The following is a 17,221-nucleotide window of genomic DNA, read 5'->3' as shown; positions in this document are numbered from 1 at the left end:
TTCCCATACGGATACCGGAACCAGTATCCATCAGCGATCGCGATCAGCCGCGGGGGCTGTAGTTCGGCGCCTCGGTGGTCATCTGGATGTCGTGCGGGTGCGACTCCTTCAGGCCCGCCGAGGTGATCCGCACGAAGCGGCCGCGGGCCTGCATCTCCGGGATGGTGCGGCCGCCGACGTAGAACATCGACTGGCGCAGACCGCCGGTCAGCTGGTGCACGACGGAGGAGAGCGGGCCGCGGTACGGCACCTGCCCCTCGATGCCCTCGGCGATCAGCTGGTCGTCGCTCTTGACCTCTTCCTGGAAGTAGCGGTCCTTCGAGTACGACTTCGAGCCGCCGCGGGTCTGCATGGCGCCGATGGAGCCCATGCCGCGGTACGACTTGAACTGCTTGCCGTTGATGAAGAGCAGCTCGCCCGGCGACTCCTCGCAGCCCGCCAGCAGCGAGCCGAGCATGACGGTGTCGGCGCCGGCGACGATCGCCTTGCCGATGTCGCCGGAGTACTGCAGGCCGCCGTCGCCGATGACCGGCACGCCGGCCTCCTTGGCGGCGAGCGCGGCCTCGTAGATCGCGGTGACCTGCGGGACGCCGATGCCGGCGACGACGCGGGTGGTGCAGATGGAGCCGGGGCCGACGCCGACCTTGATGCCGTCCACGCCGGCGTCGACGAGCGCCTGGGCGCCGTCGCGGGTGGCGATATTGCCGGCGACGACATCCACCGCGTGGTTCGACTTGATCTTCGCGGCCATGTCGGCGACCAGCCGGGAGTGGCCGTGGGCGGTGTCGACGACGATGAAGTCCGCCCCCGCCTCGGCGAGCGCGGAGGCCCGCTCGTAAGCGTCCCCGGCGACGCCGACCGCGGCGCCGACGACGAGCCGGCCTTCGCTGTCCTTGGAGGCGTTCGGGTACTTCTCGGCCTTCACGAAGTCCTTGACCGTGATCAGACCCTTGAGAACGCCGCCCTCGTCCACCAGCGGCAGCTTCTCGATCTTGTGCTTGCGCAGCAGCTCCATGGCCTCCGGGCCGGTGGTCCCGACCTTGCCGGTGACCAGCGGCATCGGCGTCATGACCTCGCGCACCTGCTGGTCGCGGTCGGACTCGAAGGCCATGTCGCGGTTGGTCACGATGCCGAGCAGCTTGCCGGCGGCGTCGGTGACCGGCACGCCGCTGATCCGGAAGCGCCGGCACAGCTCGTCCGCCTCCCGCAGCGTCGCCTCGGGACGGATGGTGATCGGGTCGGTGACCATGCCGGACTCGGACCGCTTGACCTGGTCGACCTTGCTGGCCTGGTCCTCGATGGACAGATTCCGGTGCAGCACGCCCGCGCCGCCCTGGCGGGCCATGGCGATGGCCATCCGGGACTCGGTGACCTTGTCCATGGCCGCGGAGAGCAGCGGGACGTTCACCTTGACGTTCTTGGATACGTGCGAGGAGGTGTCGATGTCCTGCGGGGCCATGTCGGCGGCGCCCGGCAGCAGCAGCACGTCGTCGTAGGTCAGCCCGAGAGTGGCGAATTTGGCGGGAACTCCGTCGACGGCGCTGTCAGTCATGACGTCCTTCCAGTGGGTCTTGCCCGGCGGGGAACGTCCATGGTAACGACCGCTGAAGGGTGCTTGACACAGTCGTAGGTCCCTACAAAACGCCTGACCGACTGGCTACCCAGCCGCCGCCCGGCCGGCCGCAAGCTCCCGCAGCCGGCTGAGCGCGCGATGCTGCGCGACCCGTACGGCCCCAGGGGACATTCCCAGCCGCCGCCCGGTCTCCTCGGCCGTCAGCCCGACCGCGACCCGAAGCAGCAGCAGCTCACGCTGCGCCACCGGCAGCCGGCTCAGCAGCTTCTTGGCCCACTCCGCATCGCTGGAGAGCAGTGCCCGCTCCTCGGGACCGAGCGAATCGTCGGGCCGCTCGGGCATCTCGTCCGACGGCACCGCAGTGGACCCGGGCCCGCGCATCGCGGCCCGCTGCAGATCCGCGACCTTGTGCGCGGCGATGGCGAAGACAAACGCTTCGAAGGGGCGCCCGGTGTCCCGGTAGCGCGGCAGCGCGCAGAGCACCGCGAGGCAGACCTCCTGGGCGAGGTCGTCGGTGAAGTGCCGGGCATCGCCCGGCAACCGCTGCAGCCGCGTGCGCACATAGCGCAGCGCGAGTGGGTGCACATGGGCGAGCAGGTCGTGTGTGGCCTGTTCGTCCCCCTCGGCCGCTCGGTGCACGAGGGCACCGATGGACGGGGGTTCGTCGGCGCGCATCTGTCCATGGTGCCTCGCCGCCGAATCTTTCGCGGCACCCGGGCTGTCGTTGTAGACCGAAGCGTTATGAGATGGCGCGGCGTTCACCTCAACACCTTCCCGGCTGATGCCGTCCCCGAGGCCCGTCATCCTTCAAGCATGCGCCATCGCGCGGCGAAGCGGTGTCCCCCGAAGGTTGCGGGCTCCGAATCCCCCGTTGTGGTCGGGCCCGCCGCCCCGCCCGCGCGGTGCGGGCGGAGACGCAGCGGAGCAGCTCAGCGGACCAGGCCCCAGCGGAAACCGAGGGCCACGGCATGCGCCCGGTCGGAGGCGCCCAGCTTCTTGAACAGCCGCCGTGCATGCGTCTTGACGGTGTCCTCGGAGAGAAAAAGCTCACGTCCGATCTCGGCATTGGACCGGCCGTGGCTCATGCCTTCGAGCACCTGGATCTCGCGCGCGGTGAGCGTGGGCGCGGCGCCCATCTCGGCCGAGCGCAGCCGCCGCGGGGCGAGCCGCCAGGTCGGATCGGCGAGCGCCTGCGTGACGGTCGCGCGCAGCTCGGCGCGGGACGCGTCCTTGTGCAGATAGCCGCGGGCGCCGGCGGCGACCGCGAGCGCGACGCCGTCGAGGTCCTCGGCGACCGTCAGCATGATGATCCGCGCGCCTGGGTCGGCCGAAAGCAGCCGCCGCACCGTCTCGACGCCGCCCAGACCGGGCATGCGTACGTCCATCAGAATCAGGTCCGAACGGTCGGCACCCCAGCGGCGGAGGACTTCCTCGCCGTTGGCCGCCGTCGTCACACGCTCGACGCCGGGCACGGTCGCGACCGCGCGGCGGAGCGCCTCTCGGGCAAGCGGGGAGTCGTCGCAGACGAGGACCGATGTCATGGCCGTCCTCCGGAGCTGATGCGCGTCACCTTGAGCCTCCAGGGCTGATGCGAACTTGTTTTGAAGCGTTTCCGCACTCTCAACGACGGTCACTCGAAAGAGTTACGGGCTCCCGACCGGAGATCCCACTGATTCCGCACTCTACGTGTTTGCGCGAACACGCCATAGAGCCGAATGCGGCCCTTGAGGCCGTCTTAAGGGTGACCCGTTTGGTCCATTTTGGAGGCTTTCATGCCTGGTCATGGGGAATAAAGCGAAGAGTACTATTTACGTACAGTTCGTCCGAGTCCCTCATGCACCGCTTTCAAGGGGATACCCAATGGCAGATTTCTCCCGGCTTCCCGGTCCCAACGCAGACCTCTGGGACTGGCAGCTCCTCGCCGCATGCCGCGGGGTCGACAGCTCGCTCTTCTTCCACCCGGAGGGCGAGCGCGGCGCCGCACGCAGCGCACGGGAGGCATCCGCCAAGGAGGTATGCATGCGCTGTCCGGTACGCGCCGAGTGCGCGGCGCACGCGCTGGCGGTCCGCGAGCCGTACGGCGTATGGGGCGGCCTGACGGAGGACGAGCGCGAGGAGCTGATGGGCAGGGCCCGGCATCGTGCGCCCACGCATCAGCCCGTTAACTGACGGCGGCTGCGCCGCTCGCCCTCAAACGCCGGGCGGGCTTGTTATCGGGCGGGCTTGTCATTCAGCTTGCGGCGGCCAGCTTCTCCAGCATCGCCGCCACCGCCGGCACCGGCGCCAAGTCCGGCAACGTAAGCGCGACCACCTCCCGCTCCACCGCGGGAGCGATCCGCACCACCGCCACCCCCTCCGGCGGCCGCACCGCCGACACCGCCAGCTCCGGCAGCGCCGCCACCCCGAGCCCCGCGCCGACCAGGCCGACCACCGCCGGCAGGTCGTCCGTCGCGAAGTCGATCCGCGGCGCGAAGCCGGCCCGCTCGCAGACCTCCACCAGGTGCGTACGGCACCGCGGGCACCCCGCGATCCAGGCGTCGTCCGCGAGGTCCTCGATCGCGATCTTTCCGGCGGCGGCCGCCGGATGCCCCTCCGGTACGAGCCCGAGCAGCGGATCGGAGCGCAGGGGGCGTACGACAAGGTCGTCCCACTCCCCCGCGGCCGCGGGATCGCGCGGCGACTCGTACCGGAAGGCGAGCGCGATCTCGCAGTCCCCCTCGCGCAGCATCTCCACGGAGCGCGGCGGCTCCGCGTCCACGAGCTGCACCCGCGTCCCCGGGTGCTCCTTCCGCATCGCCGCCAGCGCCGCCGGCACCAGCATCGAGCTGCCGCTCGGGAACGAGACGAGGCGCACCCGCCCGGCCCGCAGCCCGGCGATCGCGGCGACCTCCTCCTCGGCGGCGGTCAGCCCGGCGAGGATCCCGGCCGCGTGCCGCACCAGCGCCTCGCCCGCCTGCGTCAGCCGCGTCTCCCGACCGGTGCGGACCAGCAGCGGCGTGCCCGCGGCCTGCTCCAGGGCCTTCATCTGCTGCGATACGGCGGGCTGGGTGCAGCCCAGCTCGCGGGCGGCGGCGGAGTACGAACCGGTGGCCGCGACGGCGCGCAGCACGCGGAGGTGACGGGCTTCGAACATGACTCCACCATAAGGGAGCCTTAGGGCTATTGCGTACGCGGCCGATTTCGCTTTGAGGCGCGTCTCAGGCGCGGGTTACGGTGCGGGGATGCAGCTGCTCACCGTGAATATCGGTTCTCCCAAGCACGTCGACTACACCGGCGCCCCCGAAAACATCACCGGCATCGACAAGCGCCCGGTCGACGGCCCGGTCGATGTCGCCTCGCCCCAGCAGGAGCGCAAGGGCCGCAGCGGCCTGGCCGGCGACACCATCGGCGACCAGCGCGTCCACGGCGGCAATGACCAGGCCGTTTACGCGTACGCCCGCGAGGACTTGGACACCTGGGCCCGCGAGCTCGGCCGCGAGCTGCAGAACGGCGCCTTCGGCGAGAACCTCACCGTCGCCGGACACGACCTCGGCGCCGCCCTCGTCGGCGAGCGCTGGCGGGTCGGGGGCGACCGCGGCCCGCTGCTGGAGATCGCCGGCGGCCGCATTCCGTGCCGTACGTTCGCCGGGTTCCTGGACGAGCAGGGCTGGGTGAAGCGATTCACGGAGGCGGCGATTCCGGGGGTGTATCTGCGGGTGCTGGAGCCGGGCGAGGTGGCCGCGGGCGACGCTATCGAGGTCGTGCACCGCCCGGACCACGACGTCACCGTCGAGCTGTGGTTCCGCGCCTCGACCACGCAGCGGGAGCTGCTGCCGCGGCTGCTGCCCGCGGTGGACGTGCTGCACCACGAGACGATCGACATCCTGCGCAAGGCCGAGCTGCTGGACTGAGGGACCACCCCGAGAGCCGGCTCAGGGTCGTACGGGGGCCGGCTCCGGGTAAGGCCCGATGCTGCCGCGCCCCACCTGTCAGCAGACTCTGACACATGACGAAGAAGCGTGGACGGCTCAGGCTCAAGCGGATACTGATCATCCTCGGCGTGGTGATCGCCGTGCTCGCCGGCGGCCTGGCCGGCACGGTGGCGTGGCTGTACGCGAAGGCCGAGGTCTCCACCGTCGGCGAGGTGGACTTCGCGCAGCGGCTCGCCATACCGGAGCAGGCGAAGTCGCGGGTCGCCAAGGACGGCACCCGGGTCTTCGACCTGGACATGCAGGCCGGCGAGACCGAGTTCCGGCCCGGGCAGAAGACTCCGACCTGGGGCTTCAACGGGTCGTACCTCGGCCCGACGCTGCGCGCCGAGCGCGGCGAGAAGGTCCGGGTGAACGTCGACAACGGCCTCAAGGAAGCCTCCACCGTCCACTGGCACGGCATGCACCTCCCCGCAGCGATGGACGGCGGCCCGCACCAGATGGTCGAGCCCGGCGCCTCCTGGTCGCCGCACTGGAAGATCGACCAGCCGGCCTCCACCCTCTGGTACCACCCGCACCCGCACGGCAAGACCGAGCAGCACGTCCAGAAGGGCCTCGCCGGGATGTTCATCCTGGACGACAAGAAGGCGGCCAAGCTGCCGCTGCCCGACAAGTACGGGGTTAATGACGTCCCGGTGATGGTGCAGGACGTCCGCTTCGACGGCGCGAAGTTCGACCACGGCCACGGCATGATGCAGTCCACCGGCTTCCTGGGCGACCGCACCATGGTGAACGGCACCCTGGCCCCGTACCACCAGGTCAAGGACGAGACGATCCGGCTGCGGCTGCTCAACGCCTCCACCGCCCGGGTCTACAACTTCGGCTTCGACGACGACCGCCGCTTCGCGCTCATCGGCACCGACGGCGGCCTGCTGGAGAAGCCGGCCGCGATGAAGCGCCTCAAGCTCTCCCCCGGCGAGCGCGCCGAGGTCGTGGTGCGGATGAAGCCGGGCGAGCGGACGGTGCTGCGCTCATATCCGTACGAGGTCGGCGACTTCCTGGGCAACCGCTTCGGCGGCGGGGACGACTCCTTCGACGTCATGGAGCTGCGCGCGGCGAAGCAGCTGCGCCCGGCGCCCGCGCTGCCCGACCGGCTCGCCGACGCGCTGGAGGTGCCCGACGGCAAGGGCGAGATAGCCAGCGAGCGCTCCTTCGACCTGATCACCAGCGGGATCAACGGCAAAGCGATGGCGATGGACCGCATCGACGCGACCGTCACCCGCGGCACCACGGAGATCTGGAACGTCCGCAACGGCGACGGCACCCAGCACAACTTCCACGTCCACGACGTGCAGTTCCGCGTCCTGGAGGTGAACGGCGCCAAGCCGCCGCCGCACCTGCGCGGCCCGAAGGACACGGTCTTCGTACCGCCGGGCACGAAGATGCGGCTGGCGCTGCGCTTCACGGGCCCCGCGGACCCCGATACGCCGTACATGTACCACTGCCACCTGCTCTCTCATGAGGACGGCGGCATGATGGGCCAGTTCGTGGTCGTCGAGCCGGGTCAGGGCGCGGGCAAGGTGCCGGGACACGGGGACCACCATTAGTTTTGGGCCCATGACGACTGCGCTCATCACGGGATCGACGGCCGGCCTCGGCGCCGCCTTCGCACGCCGGCTCGCCGCGGACGGACACGACCTGGTGCTGGTCGCCCGGGACGCCGCCCGCCTGCGCAAACAGGCCGCCGAGCTCACCGACCGGCACCGGGTCGAGGCGGAGGTGCTGCCCGCCGATCTGGCGACGGAGGCGGGCATCGCGGCCGTGGAGGCGCGGCTGGCGGCCACCGACCGCCCGGTGGGGCTGCTGGTCAACAACGCCGGGTTCGGCCACAAGGGCCGCTACCTGGAGGTCCCGATGGCCGACGAGCTGCGGATGCTCAAGGTGCACTGCGAGGCGGTGCTGCGGCTGACGTCGGCGGCGGTCGCGCCGATGCGGGAGCGGGGGCGCGGCGGGGTGATCAATGTCGCCTCGGTCGCGGCCTTCGTCCCGCGCGGGACGTACGGGGCGAGCAAGGCCTGGGTCGTCCAGTTCACGCAGGGCATCGCCAAGGACCTGACCGGGTCGGGCGTCCGGCTGATGGCCCTGTGCCCCGGCTTCGTACGGACGGAATTCCACTCCCGGGCGGGGATGGGGACGGACAGCATCCCGTCGTGGATGTGGCTGGACGCGGACCGCGTCGTGGCGGCGGCGATGACCGACCTGGCGAAGGGGAAGGCGGTGTCCATCCCGGACCCGCGCTACAAGGCGCTGCTGGGCGCGTCGAAGCTGGTGCCCAGGAATCTGCTGGGCAAGGTGTCCTCGACGACGGGCAGGAAGTACGGCCCGCAGTAGGAAACGCCGGGGCCCGGCGCCCCCGCTCGAAAGCGGGGCCGCCGGGCCCTGGTGCGTAGCTACCTCAGTGGGAGTGCCCGTGGCCGTGGCCCGCGGCCTCCGGCTCCTCCTCCTCGGGCTTCTCCACCACGAGGGACTCGGTGGTGAGGAGCAGCGAGGCGATCGAGGCGGCGTTCTCCAGCGCGGAGCGGGTGACCTTGACCGGGTCGAGGACGCCGGCCTTCACCAGGTCGCCGTACTCGCCGGTGGCGGCGTTGTAGCCCTGGCCCTTGTCGAGCTCCGACACCTTGGTGGTGACGACGTAGCCCTCGACGCCGGCGTTCTCGGCGATCCAGCGCAGCGGCTCGACGACGGCGCGGCGGACGATCGCGACACCGGTCGCCTCGTCGCCCTCCAGGCCCAGCGAGCCCTCGAGCACCTTGCCGGCGTGCACCAGCGCGGAGCCGCCACCGGAGACGATGCCCTCCTCGACCGCGGCGCGGGTCGCGGAGATGGCGTCCTCCAGACGGTGCTTGCGCTCCTTCAGCTCGACCTCGGTGGCCGCGCCGACGGAGATGACGCAGACGCCGCCGGCCAGCTTGGCGAGGCGCTCCTGCAGCTTCTCGCGGTCCCAGTCGGAGTCGGTGGCCTCGATCTCGGCCTTGATCTGCGCGACCCGGCCCTGCACGTCCTCGGACTTGCCGGCACCGTCGACGATCGTGGTGTCGTCCTTGGTGACGACCACGCGGCGCGCGGTGCCCAGCACCTCGAGCCCGGCCTGGTCGAGCTTGAGGCCGACCTCCTCGGACACGACGGTGGCGCCGGTGAGGGTCGCCATGTCGCCGAGCATCGCCTTGCGGCGGTCGCCGAAGCCCGGGGCCTTGACGGCCACCGAGTTGAAGGTGCCGCGGATCTTGTTCACGACCAGGGTCGACAGGGCCTCGCCCTCGACGTCCTCGGCGATGATCAGCAGCGGCTTGGAGGAGCCCGCCTGCATGACCTTCTCCAGCAGCGGCAGCAGCTCCTGGATCGAGCCGATCTTGCCCTGGGTGATGAGGATGTACGGGTCCTCCAGCACGGCCTCCATGCGCTCCTGGTCGGAGACCATGTAGTGCGACAGGTAGCCCTTGTCGAAGGCCATGCCCTCGGTGAAGTCGAGCTCCACGCCGAAGGTGTTGGACTCCTCGACGGTGATCACACCGTCCTTGCCGACCTTGTCCATCGCCTCGGCGATGAGGTCGCCGACCTGCTGGTCCTGCGCGGAGAGCGCGGCCACGGCGGCGATGTCGGACTTCTCGTCGATCGGCCGCGCGGTGGCGAGCAGGTCGTCCGAGATGGCCTTCACGGCGGCGTCGATGCCGCGCTTCAGGGAGGCCGGGGAGGCGCCGGCGGCGACATTGCGCAGGCCCTCGCGGACCAGCGCCTGCGCCAGCACGGTGGCGGTGGTGGTGCCGTCACCCGCGATGTCGTTGGTCTTGGTCGCCACCTCCTTCACCAGCTGCGCGCCGAGGTTCTCGTACGGGTCCTCGACCTCGACCTCACGGGCGATGGTGACGCCGTCGTTGGTGATCGTCGGGGCGCCGAACTTCTTGTCGATGACGACATTGCGGCCCTTGGGGCCGATCGTCACCTTGACCGTGTCGGCAAGCTTGTTGACGCCGCGCTCGAGGGCCTTCCGGGCGTCGTCGTCGAACTTCAGGATCTTGGCCATAGGGCTGCGAATGTCCTCTCAAAGTGCCGCGCCCCGGCCCCTGGTCTGGTGGTCAGACACGGGTACCGGGGCGCGAGCGGAAATGCTTTTCGCTTCTGGCGAAGCTGGCGAAGGTGAAGTCGCTTACTTCTCGATGATCGCGAGCGCGTCGCGAGCCGAAAGCACGAGGTAGTCCTCGCCGTTGTACTTCACCTCGGTGCCGCCGTACTTGCTGTAGAGCACGACGTCGCCGACCTTGACGTCGAGCGGCAGCCGCTGACCGTCCTCGTAGCGGCCCGGGCCCACGGCCAGGACGACGCCCTCCTGGGGCTTCTCCTTGGCGGTGTCCGGAATGACCAGGCCCGAGGCCGTGGTCTGCTCGGCGTCGAGCGGCTGGACCACAATGCGGTCCTCGAGCGGCTTGATGGCAACCTTGGTGCTGGCGGTCGTCACTTTCCGACCTCCCCCTTCTCAGATCTCACGGGGTTGAATGTCTGGGGTGGCGACCTGGTAGGCCCGTCGTCGCGGGTGCCGGACCTGCCTCGTCGCTGGTTGGCACTCTCCAGTGGGGAGTGCCAGAGCCGAGGTTATGCCGGTCATTAGCACTCGGTCAAGCCGAGTGCCAGAAGGACACTCCTGGGCCTACGGGACGTAATCCTCCAGCCGCCCGATCGCGTACCCCTGCCGCTGGATGGACCGCAGCATGGCGGCCACCATCTCGGTCATGGACCGGCCCTTCTGCATCTTCGGCCCGCGGAAGTGCGCGAGCACGATGTCGCCGGGCCTGAGCCGCGCCCCGTCCCGGTACTCGAAGTCGTCGATCTTCATGTCCGCCTCCCACATGGCGACCGTCTTCACCCCGCACGACCCCGCGGCGCGCAGCGTGGCCGCGTCGTACTTCCCGTACGGCGGCCGGAAGACCGTGCTGCGGGCGCCGAAGCGGCGCTCGATCCGCTGCTGCTGGGTGCAGATCTGGCGGCGCTGCCCGGCGTAGTCGAGGCGGGTCAGGTCGGGGTGGGTGAGGGTGTGGCCGTGTACGGGGTTGCCGAGCCGCTGCAGCCGCTTGAAGTACCCGTAGTCGTCGGCGGCGTCCTCCTCGGTGAGAAACATGCTGAACGGCACCCCGAGCTCCCGCGCCATCCGCACGAACTCCGGATCCTTCTCGATCCCGTCGTCAAAGGTCAGAAAGACGGTCTTGTCCTCGACCGGCACCCGGCTGACGACGGCGGGCAGCTCGCCCTCCTGCTGTACGGGCTTCCGCGCCGGCCCCTCCCCCGCCACCGAAACGGGATAGGCAAGCCCCCACTTCAGATACGCCCCCGGCACCGCCCCCGGCGCCCCCTCCCGCGGCGGCACGGCATCGTCCCCACGCTCCGCAGGCGCCCGCCCATGCCGCTCGGGCAACGCCCGCGGCGTCCCGTACACGGGCTCCCCGCGCCGCGTATGGAACCACTCATCGGTGGACCGGGGCTCCTGCGCGCACGAGGCGAGCAGGAGCCCCGCCAGGGCCCAGCCGACCGGCCGCCACCACCTCACACGTAGTCCTCCAGCCGCGCGATCGCGTACCCCTCCCGGTCCGCCTTCTTCAGGACCTGCCTGACCACGTCCGGCATGGTGCCGTCCCACTCGTCGCTGCCCCTGAAGTGGGTCAGGACGATGTCGCCGGGGTGGAATCTCCGGTCCGCGCGCCGGTAGTCCCACTTCGTCGGGAAGACCTCCTGCTGCCACAGCGGCACGGCCCGCACGCCGCAGCGCTTGGCGGCCAGCAGGGAGTCGCCGTTGTAGTCGCCGTACGGCGGGCGGAAGAGGGGCGGGCGCTTGCCGAAGGCCTTCTTCAGGTTCTCCTGCTGGCCGCAGATCTCCTTGTACTGCTGCGCGTAGGTCATCTTGCGCAGCTCGGGGTGGGTGAGGGTGTGGTTGTGCATGGGGACGCCCGCCTTGTGCATGCGGCGGAAGTAGTCGTAGCCGTCCTCGCCCGCCTCCCGGTCGGTGAGGAAGGCGCTGTACGGGATGTTCAGCTCCTTCATCATCTTGATCAGCCGGGGGTCCTTGTTCGAACCGTCGTCCATGGTCAGGAAGATGACCTTGTCCTTGGTCGGGACGCGGGTGATCACCGGCGGCAGCCCCGGCCCGCCGGTCTCGGTCTCCCAGCCCTTCTCGGTCGTCAGCTTCGGCTTCTTGGCCGGCGGCGCTGGGGGCAGCAGCGGGGCGCGGTTCAGCCCCCACTTCTGCGCGGCCAGCACCCGCCCGGCCTGCAGCTGCCCCTGCTGGTACGCGGCCAGCGCCACGGCCTGCGCATTCGCGGAGCGGAAGGCGCCGATGGCGGTGCGGGCCTCGGGGTTACGGGCGTCCACGGCATCCGGCTTGCCCGGCTTGGCGCCATCGTCGTGGGTGGTCAGCGGGCCGGTGTCGGAGTCGGTGGCGCAGGCCGCGCCGGCGACGGCGAGCACCAGCAGGATGGCCGCGCCGCGGGTCGCACGGATCCAGTCTCTGGACGAATTAGGCCTATCTTCCTTTTGTCGTACAAATTGCTCCATGGGGCCGGATCCTGCCACCACGCAAGCGCGACACCCGGGCGACAACGCCGCTGACCGCGGATGATCCCTCGCTTGGCCCACAATGAACCCGTGCCCGACTCCCTCGCCGCCCTCCTCACCTCCGAGGGCCAGGCCCTCCTCGCCGAACTCCGCGACCACGACCCCGCCCAGGAACTCGCCCTGGCCACCCGACTACGCAGGGACCACCCCGCGGAGCTGGTGTCCGCGGCCCTCGGCCAGGCGCGGCTGCGGCAGCGGGCGGCGGCGAAGTTCGGGGCGGACGCGGCGCGGATGTACTTCACGGCGAACGGCGTCGAGCAGGCGACCCGTACCGCGGTCGCCGACTGGCGGGCGGCGCGCTTCGCCGCACTCGGCGTGGACCGGCTCGCGGACCTGTGCTGCGGCATCGGCGGCGACGCGATCGCGCTGGCGCGCGCGGGGATCCGGGTGCTGGCGGTGGACCGGGACCCGCTGACGGCGGCGGTGGCGCGGGCGAATGCGGCGGAGCTGGGTCTTGACGGGCTGATCGAGGTGGTGTGCGCGGATGTGGGTGACGTGGACATCTCGGCGTACGACGCCGTCTTCGTGGACCCGGCACGACGCGGCGGCCGCGGGCGGATCTTCGATCCGGAGGCGTATTCACCGCCGCTGTCGTGGGCGGTGGAGGTGGCGGGGCGGGTGTCGCACGCGGCGCTGAAGGTCGCGCCGGGGATCCCGCACGAGGCGCTTCCCGCCGCCGTGGAGGCCGAGTGGATCTCGGACGGCGGGGATGTGAAGGAGGCCGTGCTGTGGTTCGGGACGGAGCCGGGGGCCCGGCGGGCGACGCTGCTGCCGGGCGGGGTGTCGCTGGTCGGCGGCGGCCTGCCCGATCCCGGGCCGGGGCCGGTGGGCCGGTATCTGTACGAGCCCGACGGGGCGGTGATCCGCGCGCACCTCGTGGCGGAGGTCGCGGCTCAGACCGGCGGGCGGCTGCTCGACGAGACGATCGCGTACGTCACGGCGGACGACCCGCGCCCCACCCCGTACGCCACCGCCTACGAGATCACCGACGCCCTGCCCTTCAACCTCAAGCGCCTGCGGGCACTGCTGCGCGAGCGCGAGGTCGGCGTCCTGACGGTCAAGAAGCGCGGCTCGGCGATCGAGCCGGAGGAACTGCGGCGGAAGGTGAAGCCGAGCGGCCCCAACGCGGCGACGGTCTTCCTGACGCGGGTCGCGGGGGCGCCGTACATGCTCATCGGCGGGCCGGTCAGAGGGCTCACAGGTCCGTGAGGTCCTCCGCATAGACCTGGGACAGCGGCTGGGGGCCGACGTACTGCTGGCAGTGGCACTGCTCGCGCTCGAACTTCACGGGCTTGTGGTCGGCGTCCCAGGCGGTGGCCACCTCCACCAGCTCGTGACACTTGCCCTGTTTGTCATGCTTTGCGAGATGGTGGCCGCAGCCGCAGATCGCCTCGGGCGGCTTCTGCGACTCTTCGAGGGCGAGTTGCTTGCTGCCCTGCGCCTCTATGCGCTCCAGCTTGCGTTCATGCCGCGTCTTGAGGGCGGCCCGGCCCATCTCGGCGAGCTTCGCAAAGCCACCCAGCCAGAAGAAGATGAGTATCCACCAGAACCATTCCACGGTCCGGCCTCCCCTCGCGCGCTACCGCAAGGATAAGCCAGGTGCGTCAGCTCTCCACGGGCTCGAAGCGCCACCGGTGTACGGGACGGGCGAGGATGTCGGCCGGCGGGTCCGGGAGTTCCGGGATGGAGTGGTCGTCGAGCGGTGCGTCCCACCAGGTGATGACGAGCACGCGGTCGCCGGCCGCGGTGAAGGTCTCGCGGCGGGCTGGGGCCGGGGTCAGCGTCTGAGCCCGGGCCCAGCCGAGGAGTTCGCCGCTTCGGCCCGGGGCCGCCTTGGCCTCCCACATCAGTGCTGCGCTCATCAGTAGAGGTTGTCCTGGCTCAACTCGTGCACGTGGTCATGGTGATGCGAGTGATCGTGCCCCGGCACATGCGTCTCCGTCACCGGCAGCGACGAGTCCGCCGACAGGTCCCAGTCCGAGGACGAGCGCCCCCGCGCCACCATCTCCGCCCCCAGCGCCGCGACCATCGCGCCATTGTCCGTACACAGCTTCGGCCGCGGCACCCGCAGCTCGATGCCCGCGTCCTCGCAGCGGCGCTCCGCCATCGCGCGCAGGCGCGAGTTCGCCGCCACGCCGCCGCCGATCATCAGGTGGTCGACGCCCTCCGCCTTGCACGCGCGGACGGCCTTCATCGTCAGTACGTCGGCGACCGCCTCCTGGAAGGACGCCGCCACGTCGGCCACCGGCACCGGCTCCCCCGCCGCACGCCGGGCCTCGACCCAGCGGGCCACCGAGGTCTTCAGCCCGGAGAAGGAGAAGTCGAAGGGGGCGTCGCGCGGGCCCGTAAGGCCGCGCGGGAAGCGGATCGCGGACGGGTCGCCTTCGCGGGCCGCCTTGTCGATGAAGGGGCCGCCGGGGAAGCCGAGGCCCAGCACCCGCGCGATCTTGTCGAAGGCCTCGCCCGCCGCGTCGTCGATCGTGGCGCCCAGCGGCCGCACGTCGCTCGTGATGTCGGGGGACAGCAGCAGCGACGAGTGCCCGCCCGACACCAGCAGCGCCATCGTCGGCTCCGGCATCGCGCCGAACTCCAGCTGGGAGACGCAGATATGGGACGCCAGGTGGTTCACGCCGTACATCGGCTTGCCCAGCGCGTACGCATACGCCTTCGCCGCCGAGACGCCGACGAGCAGCGCGCCCGCGAGGCCAGGACCCGCCGTCACCGCGATGCCGTCGAGGTCGCTCGCCGCGACCCCGGCGTCCTTCAGCGCGCGGTCGATGGTGGGCACCATCGCCTCCAGGTGCGCCCGCGAGGCCACCTCGGGGACGACGCCGCCGAAGCGGGCGTGCTCGTCCACGCTGGAGGCGACCGCGTCGGCGAGGAGGGTGTGCCCGCGGACGATGCCGACGCCGGTCTCGTCGCAGGAGGTCTCGATCCCGAGGACCAGGGGTTCGTCAGCCATGGGGTATTCGATCAATCCTTCTCGGTACGGGCTTCCGTGCGGCGCATGACATAGGCGTCCACGTTGCCCGGCTGGTAGTAGCCGCGGCGGACGCCGATCGTCGTGAAGCCGTAGCGCTCGTAGAACCGCTGGGCCCGGTGGTTGTCGACGCGTACGTCCAAAAGCACCTCGGCGCAGCCCGCCGCGGCGGCCGCGGCCAGCAGGTCCTCCAGCAGGGCGGGGCCGACGCCCGCGCCGAGGCGGTCGGCGGCGGCCGCGATGGTGAGGATGTCGGCGGTGCCCGCGTCGAGGCCCGGGACCCAGGCGAGACCCGCATAGCCGACGATACGGGCGGTGCCGCCCGGCTCCGCCGACGGCTCCTCGGCGACCACGTAACGCCGGTCGGCCTCCGGGCCGCGGGCGTGCGCGAGGTCGGACCAGAACATCGCCGGGGACCAGGCGTCCTCCGGGAAGGCCTTGCGCTCCAGCTCGAGCACCGGCTCGATGTCCCACCACCGCATCTCGCGCAGGGCGAGGGAGGGCGCGGTGGTCATTGCGGGGTGACCCGCTTGTAGTTCTGCGGGACCTGGGCGTCGGGGCGGCGCAGGTAGAGCGGCCGGGGGGCGGGCAGCTCCTCGCCGGCGGCGATCTTCTCGGCGGCGAGGGAGGCCAGCGCGGCGGCGCTCTGGTGGGCCGGGGGGCGGGCGTCGGTGAAGACGTCCGGGTAGAGCTCGGCGCCGGCGCCCACGGCCGGCAGGTCCGCGACCTCGTCGGCGATGTCGGCGGGGCGGTCGACGGCCGGTTCGCCGCTGCGGGTGCCGGCGTTGTCGTAACGCGCCCAGTAGACCTCCTTGCGGCGGGCGTCGGTGGCGACGACGAACGGCTCCGTCAGCCCGGAGGCGTAGGCGAGGCCGTCGAGCGTGCACAGGCCGTGCACCCGCGCGCCTGTGGCGGCGCTGAAGGAGGCGGCGGTGACGAGGCCGACGCGCAGCCCCGTGTACGGGCCCGGGCCCATGCCGGCGACGATGTCCGTCACCTGCCCCAGCTTCCGGCCGGCCTCCGCGAGGACGCGGTCGACGGCGGGGAGCAGCAGCTCGCCGTGCCTTCTCGCGTCGACTTGGTGGGACTGGGCGATGACGGACTCACCGTCGTGCAGAGCGACGGTGGTGGCGGGCGTGGCGGTGTCCAGGGCGAGCAGCAACACACGATCAGCCTAGCGGCTGGACCGGGGGACGGGGTGACGGCCGGAGCGGGAGGGCGGGGTGGGGCTGGTGCGGGGCAGGGTGCGGTGCCGGGTCCTGGCAGGCAGCTGGTGTTACGGTCGGCTTAAGCCGGGCCTGCTTGAGGAGAAGAGGGAAGCGTGTCCAGTTCGGGGAAGGTTGTCGCCGCGCTGACGGCGTCCGCGCTGGCCGTCGTCGGCATCCTCGCCTACCAGGCGGCCGCTGCCCCCGATCCCGTACCCGCCAAGGCCGGCGGAAGCTCCTCCGGCAGCCCCTCGCCCAGCGGCAGCGGGGAGACGGGTGGTACGGACACGGGCGCCGCCAAGCGCGTGCCCGCCGCCTCCGGCAAGGGCGAACGCGTCGTCTACTCGCTCAGCGGCAAGCGCGTCTGGCTGGTCGGCGGCAACGAGAAAATCGTCCGCAGCTTCAGCGTGGCGCCCAGCAATGTGAGCCCCGAGCCGGGCACGTACAAGGTGCAGACCCGCTCCCAGAAGGTGACCGGCTCCGACGGCGTCCCCATCGAGCACGTGGTCCGCTTCGCGAACGTCGGCGCCGTGGTCATCGGCTTCAGCGCGGCCGTGGACGGCTCGATGCCGAAGAAGCAGGCGCCGGGCATGAAGACCGGCGGCATCCGGTCGGAGCGGGCGGACGGCGACGCGATGTGGAAGTTCGCGACGGTCGGCGTGCCGGTCGTCGTCGTCAAATAGCGATTCGCCCGAACGAGCTACGCGGCGTCCCTCTCCTCAGCGACGGGCTCGGGCTGCTCGCGGTCTTCTGCGTCGTCCTGCGGCGGGGTCGAGACCGCCTCCGCCGCGGCAGTCGCGGCGAGCAGCTCACTCATCGACGGCGCTCGCTGCACGGGATCCTGCGGCATGGGTGCCTCCTTGCGCTTCCCGTCCATCGGAACACGGAGGTGGCGGGG

Annotated in this window: 20 protein-coding genes; 6 read left to right on the top strand and 14 right to left on the bottom strand. The window is 71.2% G+C overall.

The genetic code is table 11. From position 1 onward, the window contains the following. Positions 1-43: 43 nt before the first annotated feature. The 3 genes from guaB to ACNNMR_RS27000 all read right to left on the bottom strand — a co-directional run bounded on the left by guaB (position 44) and on the right by ACNNMR_RS27000 (position 3,114). Positions 44-1,552, bottom strand: a complete 1,509-nt coding sequence (gene guaB, locus ACNNMR_RS27010) for an IMP dehydrogenase (protein ID WP_419997268.1) — start codon at positions 1,550-1,552, stop codon at positions 44-46. Between the two features lie 105 nt (positions 1,553-1,657). Further along, positions 1,658-2,248: an RNA polymerase sigma factor ShbA gene (gene shbA / locus ACNNMR_RS27005; RefSeq protein ID WP_419997267.1), complete on the bottom strand. Its 591-nt coding sequence runs from the start codon at positions 2,246-2,248 to the stop codon at positions 1,658-1,660. A 254-nt stretch (positions 2,249-2,502) separates the two neighbouring features. Beyond that, a complete protein-coding gene (locus tag ACNNMR_RS27000; RefSeq protein ID WP_003948568.1) occupies positions 2,503-3,114 on the bottom strand; it encodes a response regulator transcription factor in 612 nt (203 codons plus the stop codon). Between the two features lie 319 nt (positions 3,115-3,433). Here ACNNMR_RS27000 and ACNNMR_RS26995 point away from each other — a divergent pair, with 319 nt between their 5' ends. After that, positions 3,434-3,742, top strand: coding sequence for a WhiB family transcriptional regulator (locus tag ACNNMR_RS26995; protein ID WP_419997266.1), 309 nt, complete (start codon positions 3,434-3,436; stop codon positions 3,740-3,742). A 61-nt stretch (positions 3,743-3,803) separates the two neighbouring features. Here ACNNMR_RS26995 and ACNNMR_RS26990 read toward each other — a convergent pair whose 3' ends face one another. Next, positions 3,804-4,706: a LysR family transcriptional regulator gene (locus ACNNMR_RS26990; protein WP_419997265.1), complete on the bottom strand. Its 903-nt coding sequence runs from the start codon at positions 4,704-4,706 to the stop codon at positions 3,804-3,806. 88 nt (positions 4,707-4,794) lie between these two features. On the opposite strand from ACNNMR_RS26990, the gene ACNNMR_RS26985 reads away from it, so the two are divergent. From ACNNMR_RS26985 to ACNNMR_RS26975, 3 genes are all read left to right on the top strand, one after another. Beyond that, positions 4,795-5,463, top strand: coding sequence for an MOSC domain-containing protein (locus tag ACNNMR_RS26985; RefSeq protein ID WP_419997264.1), 669 nt, complete (start codon positions 4,795-4,797; stop codon positions 5,461-5,463). A gap of 95 nt (positions 5,464-5,558) precedes the next feature. Then, the gene (locus ACNNMR_RS26980) at positions 5,559-7,088 is read left to right on the top strand and encodes a multicopper oxidase family protein (RefSeq protein ID WP_419997263.1); all 1,530 of its coding nucleotides are present in this window, start codon (positions 5,559-5,561) and stop codon (positions 7,086-7,088) included. Positions 7,089-7,098: 10 nt separating this feature from the next. Then, on the top strand, positions 7,099-7,872 hold the full coding sequence (locus ACNNMR_RS26975; protein ID WP_419997262.1) for an SDR family NAD(P)-dependent oxidoreductase: 774 nt from the start codon (positions 7,099-7,101) through the stop codon (positions 7,870-7,872). Between the two features lie 64 nt (positions 7,873-7,936). Here ACNNMR_RS26975 and groL read toward each other — a convergent pair whose 3' ends face one another. From groL to ACNNMR_RS26955, 4 genes are all read right to left on the bottom strand, one after another. Next, on the bottom strand, positions 7,937-9,562 hold the full coding sequence (gene groL, locus ACNNMR_RS26970; protein WP_419997261.1) for a chaperonin GroEL: 1,626 nt from the start codon (positions 9,560-9,562) through the stop codon (positions 7,937-7,939). A gap of 123 nt (positions 9,563-9,685) precedes the next feature. Then, positions 9,686-9,994 carry a co-chaperone GroES gene (gene groES, locus ACNNMR_RS26965; protein WP_419997260.1) on the bottom strand — a complete coding sequence of 103 codons (309 nt, stop codon included), beginning with the start codon at positions 9,992-9,994 and terminating at the stop codon, positions 9,686-9,688. A 189-nt stretch (positions 9,995-10,183) separates the two neighbouring features. Next, on the bottom strand, positions 10,184-11,077 hold the full coding sequence (locus ACNNMR_RS26960; protein WP_419997259.1) for a polysaccharide deacetylase family protein: 894 nt from the start codon (positions 11,075-11,077) through the stop codon (positions 10,184-10,186). Further along, complete coding sequence (locus ACNNMR_RS26955) at positions 11,074-12,078, bottom strand: polysaccharide deacetylase family protein (RefSeq protein ID WP_419997258.1); 1,005 nt, start codon at positions 12,076-12,078, stop codon at positions 11,074-11,076. Before ACNNMR_RS26955 ends, ACNNMR_RS26960 begins: the two co-directional genes overlap by 4 nt. 60 nt (positions 12,079-12,138) lie before the next feature. Between ACNNMR_RS26955 and ACNNMR_RS26950 the strand changes: the two genes are divergently transcribed. Continuing rightward, entirely contained in the window at positions 12,139-13,347 is a 1,209-nt protein-coding gene (locus ACNNMR_RS26950; RefSeq protein ID WP_419997257.1) for a THUMP-like domain-containing protein, read from the top strand. Here ACNNMR_RS26950 and ACNNMR_RS26945 read toward each other — a convergent pair. The 5 genes from ACNNMR_RS26945 to tsaB are packed head-to-tail and all read right to left on the bottom strand — an operon-like array spanning position 13,334 to position 16,283. Next, a complete protein-coding gene (locus ACNNMR_RS26945) occupies positions 13,334-13,696 on the bottom strand; it encodes a hypothetical protein (RefSeq protein ID WP_419997256.1) in 363 nt (120 codons plus the stop codon). The genes ACNNMR_RS26950 and ACNNMR_RS26945 overlap by 14 nt on opposite strands. Positions 13,697-13,742: 46 nt before the next feature. Further along, entirely contained in the window at positions 13,743-14,000 is a 258-nt protein-coding gene (locus ACNNMR_RS26940; RefSeq protein WP_419997255.1) for a hypothetical protein, read from the bottom strand. Continuing rightward, positions 14,000-15,100: a tRNA (adenosine(37)-N6)-threonylcarbamoyltransferase complex transferase subunit TsaD gene (tsaD, locus tag ACNNMR_RS26935; protein WP_419997254.1), complete on the bottom strand. Its 1,101-nt coding sequence runs from the start codon at positions 15,098-15,100 to the stop codon at positions 14,000-14,002. The genes ACNNMR_RS26940 and tsaD overlap by 1 nt, the downstream gene beginning before the upstream one ends. 11 nt (positions 15,101-15,111) lie before the next feature. Further along, complete coding sequence (rimI, locus tag ACNNMR_RS26930) at positions 15,112-15,633, bottom strand: ribosomal protein S18-alanine N-acetyltransferase (protein ID WP_419997253.1); 522 nt, start codon at positions 15,631-15,633, stop codon at positions 15,112-15,114. Beyond that, positions 15,630-16,283: a tRNA (adenosine(37)-N6)-threonylcarbamoyltransferase complex dimerization subunit type 1 TsaB gene (gene tsaB / locus ACNNMR_RS26925; protein WP_419997252.1), complete on the bottom strand. Its 654-nt coding sequence runs from the start codon at positions 16,281-16,283 to the stop codon at positions 15,630-15,632. The genes rimI and tsaB overlap by 4 nt, the downstream gene beginning before the upstream one ends. A gap of 156 nt (positions 16,284-16,439) precedes the next feature. On the opposite strand from tsaB, the gene ACNNMR_RS26920 reads away from it, so the two are divergent. Further along, positions 16,440-17,006 (top strand): hypothetical protein, encoded by a 567-nt coding sequence (locus ACNNMR_RS26920; RefSeq protein ID WP_419997251.1) that lies wholly within the window; start codon positions 16,440-16,442, stop codon positions 17,004-17,006. Between the two features lie 17 nt (positions 17,007-17,023). Here ACNNMR_RS26920 and ACNNMR_RS26915 read toward each other — a convergent pair whose 3' ends face one another. Further along, entirely contained in the window at positions 17,024-17,173 is a 150-nt protein-coding gene (locus ACNNMR_RS26915; RefSeq protein WP_419997250.1) for a hypothetical protein, read from the bottom strand. Positions 17,174-17,221: the final 48 nt, after the last annotated feature.

The sequence above is a fragment of the Streptomyces boninensis genome (assembly GCF_048572725.1).
Taxonomy (GTDB): domain Bacteria; phylum Actinomycetota; class Actinomycetes; order Streptomycetales; family Streptomycetaceae; genus Streptomyces; species Streptomyces boninensis.
The sequence above is the reverse complement of the archived record's forward strand: the minus strand, read 5'-3'. Positions and strand labels throughout refer to the sequence as shown.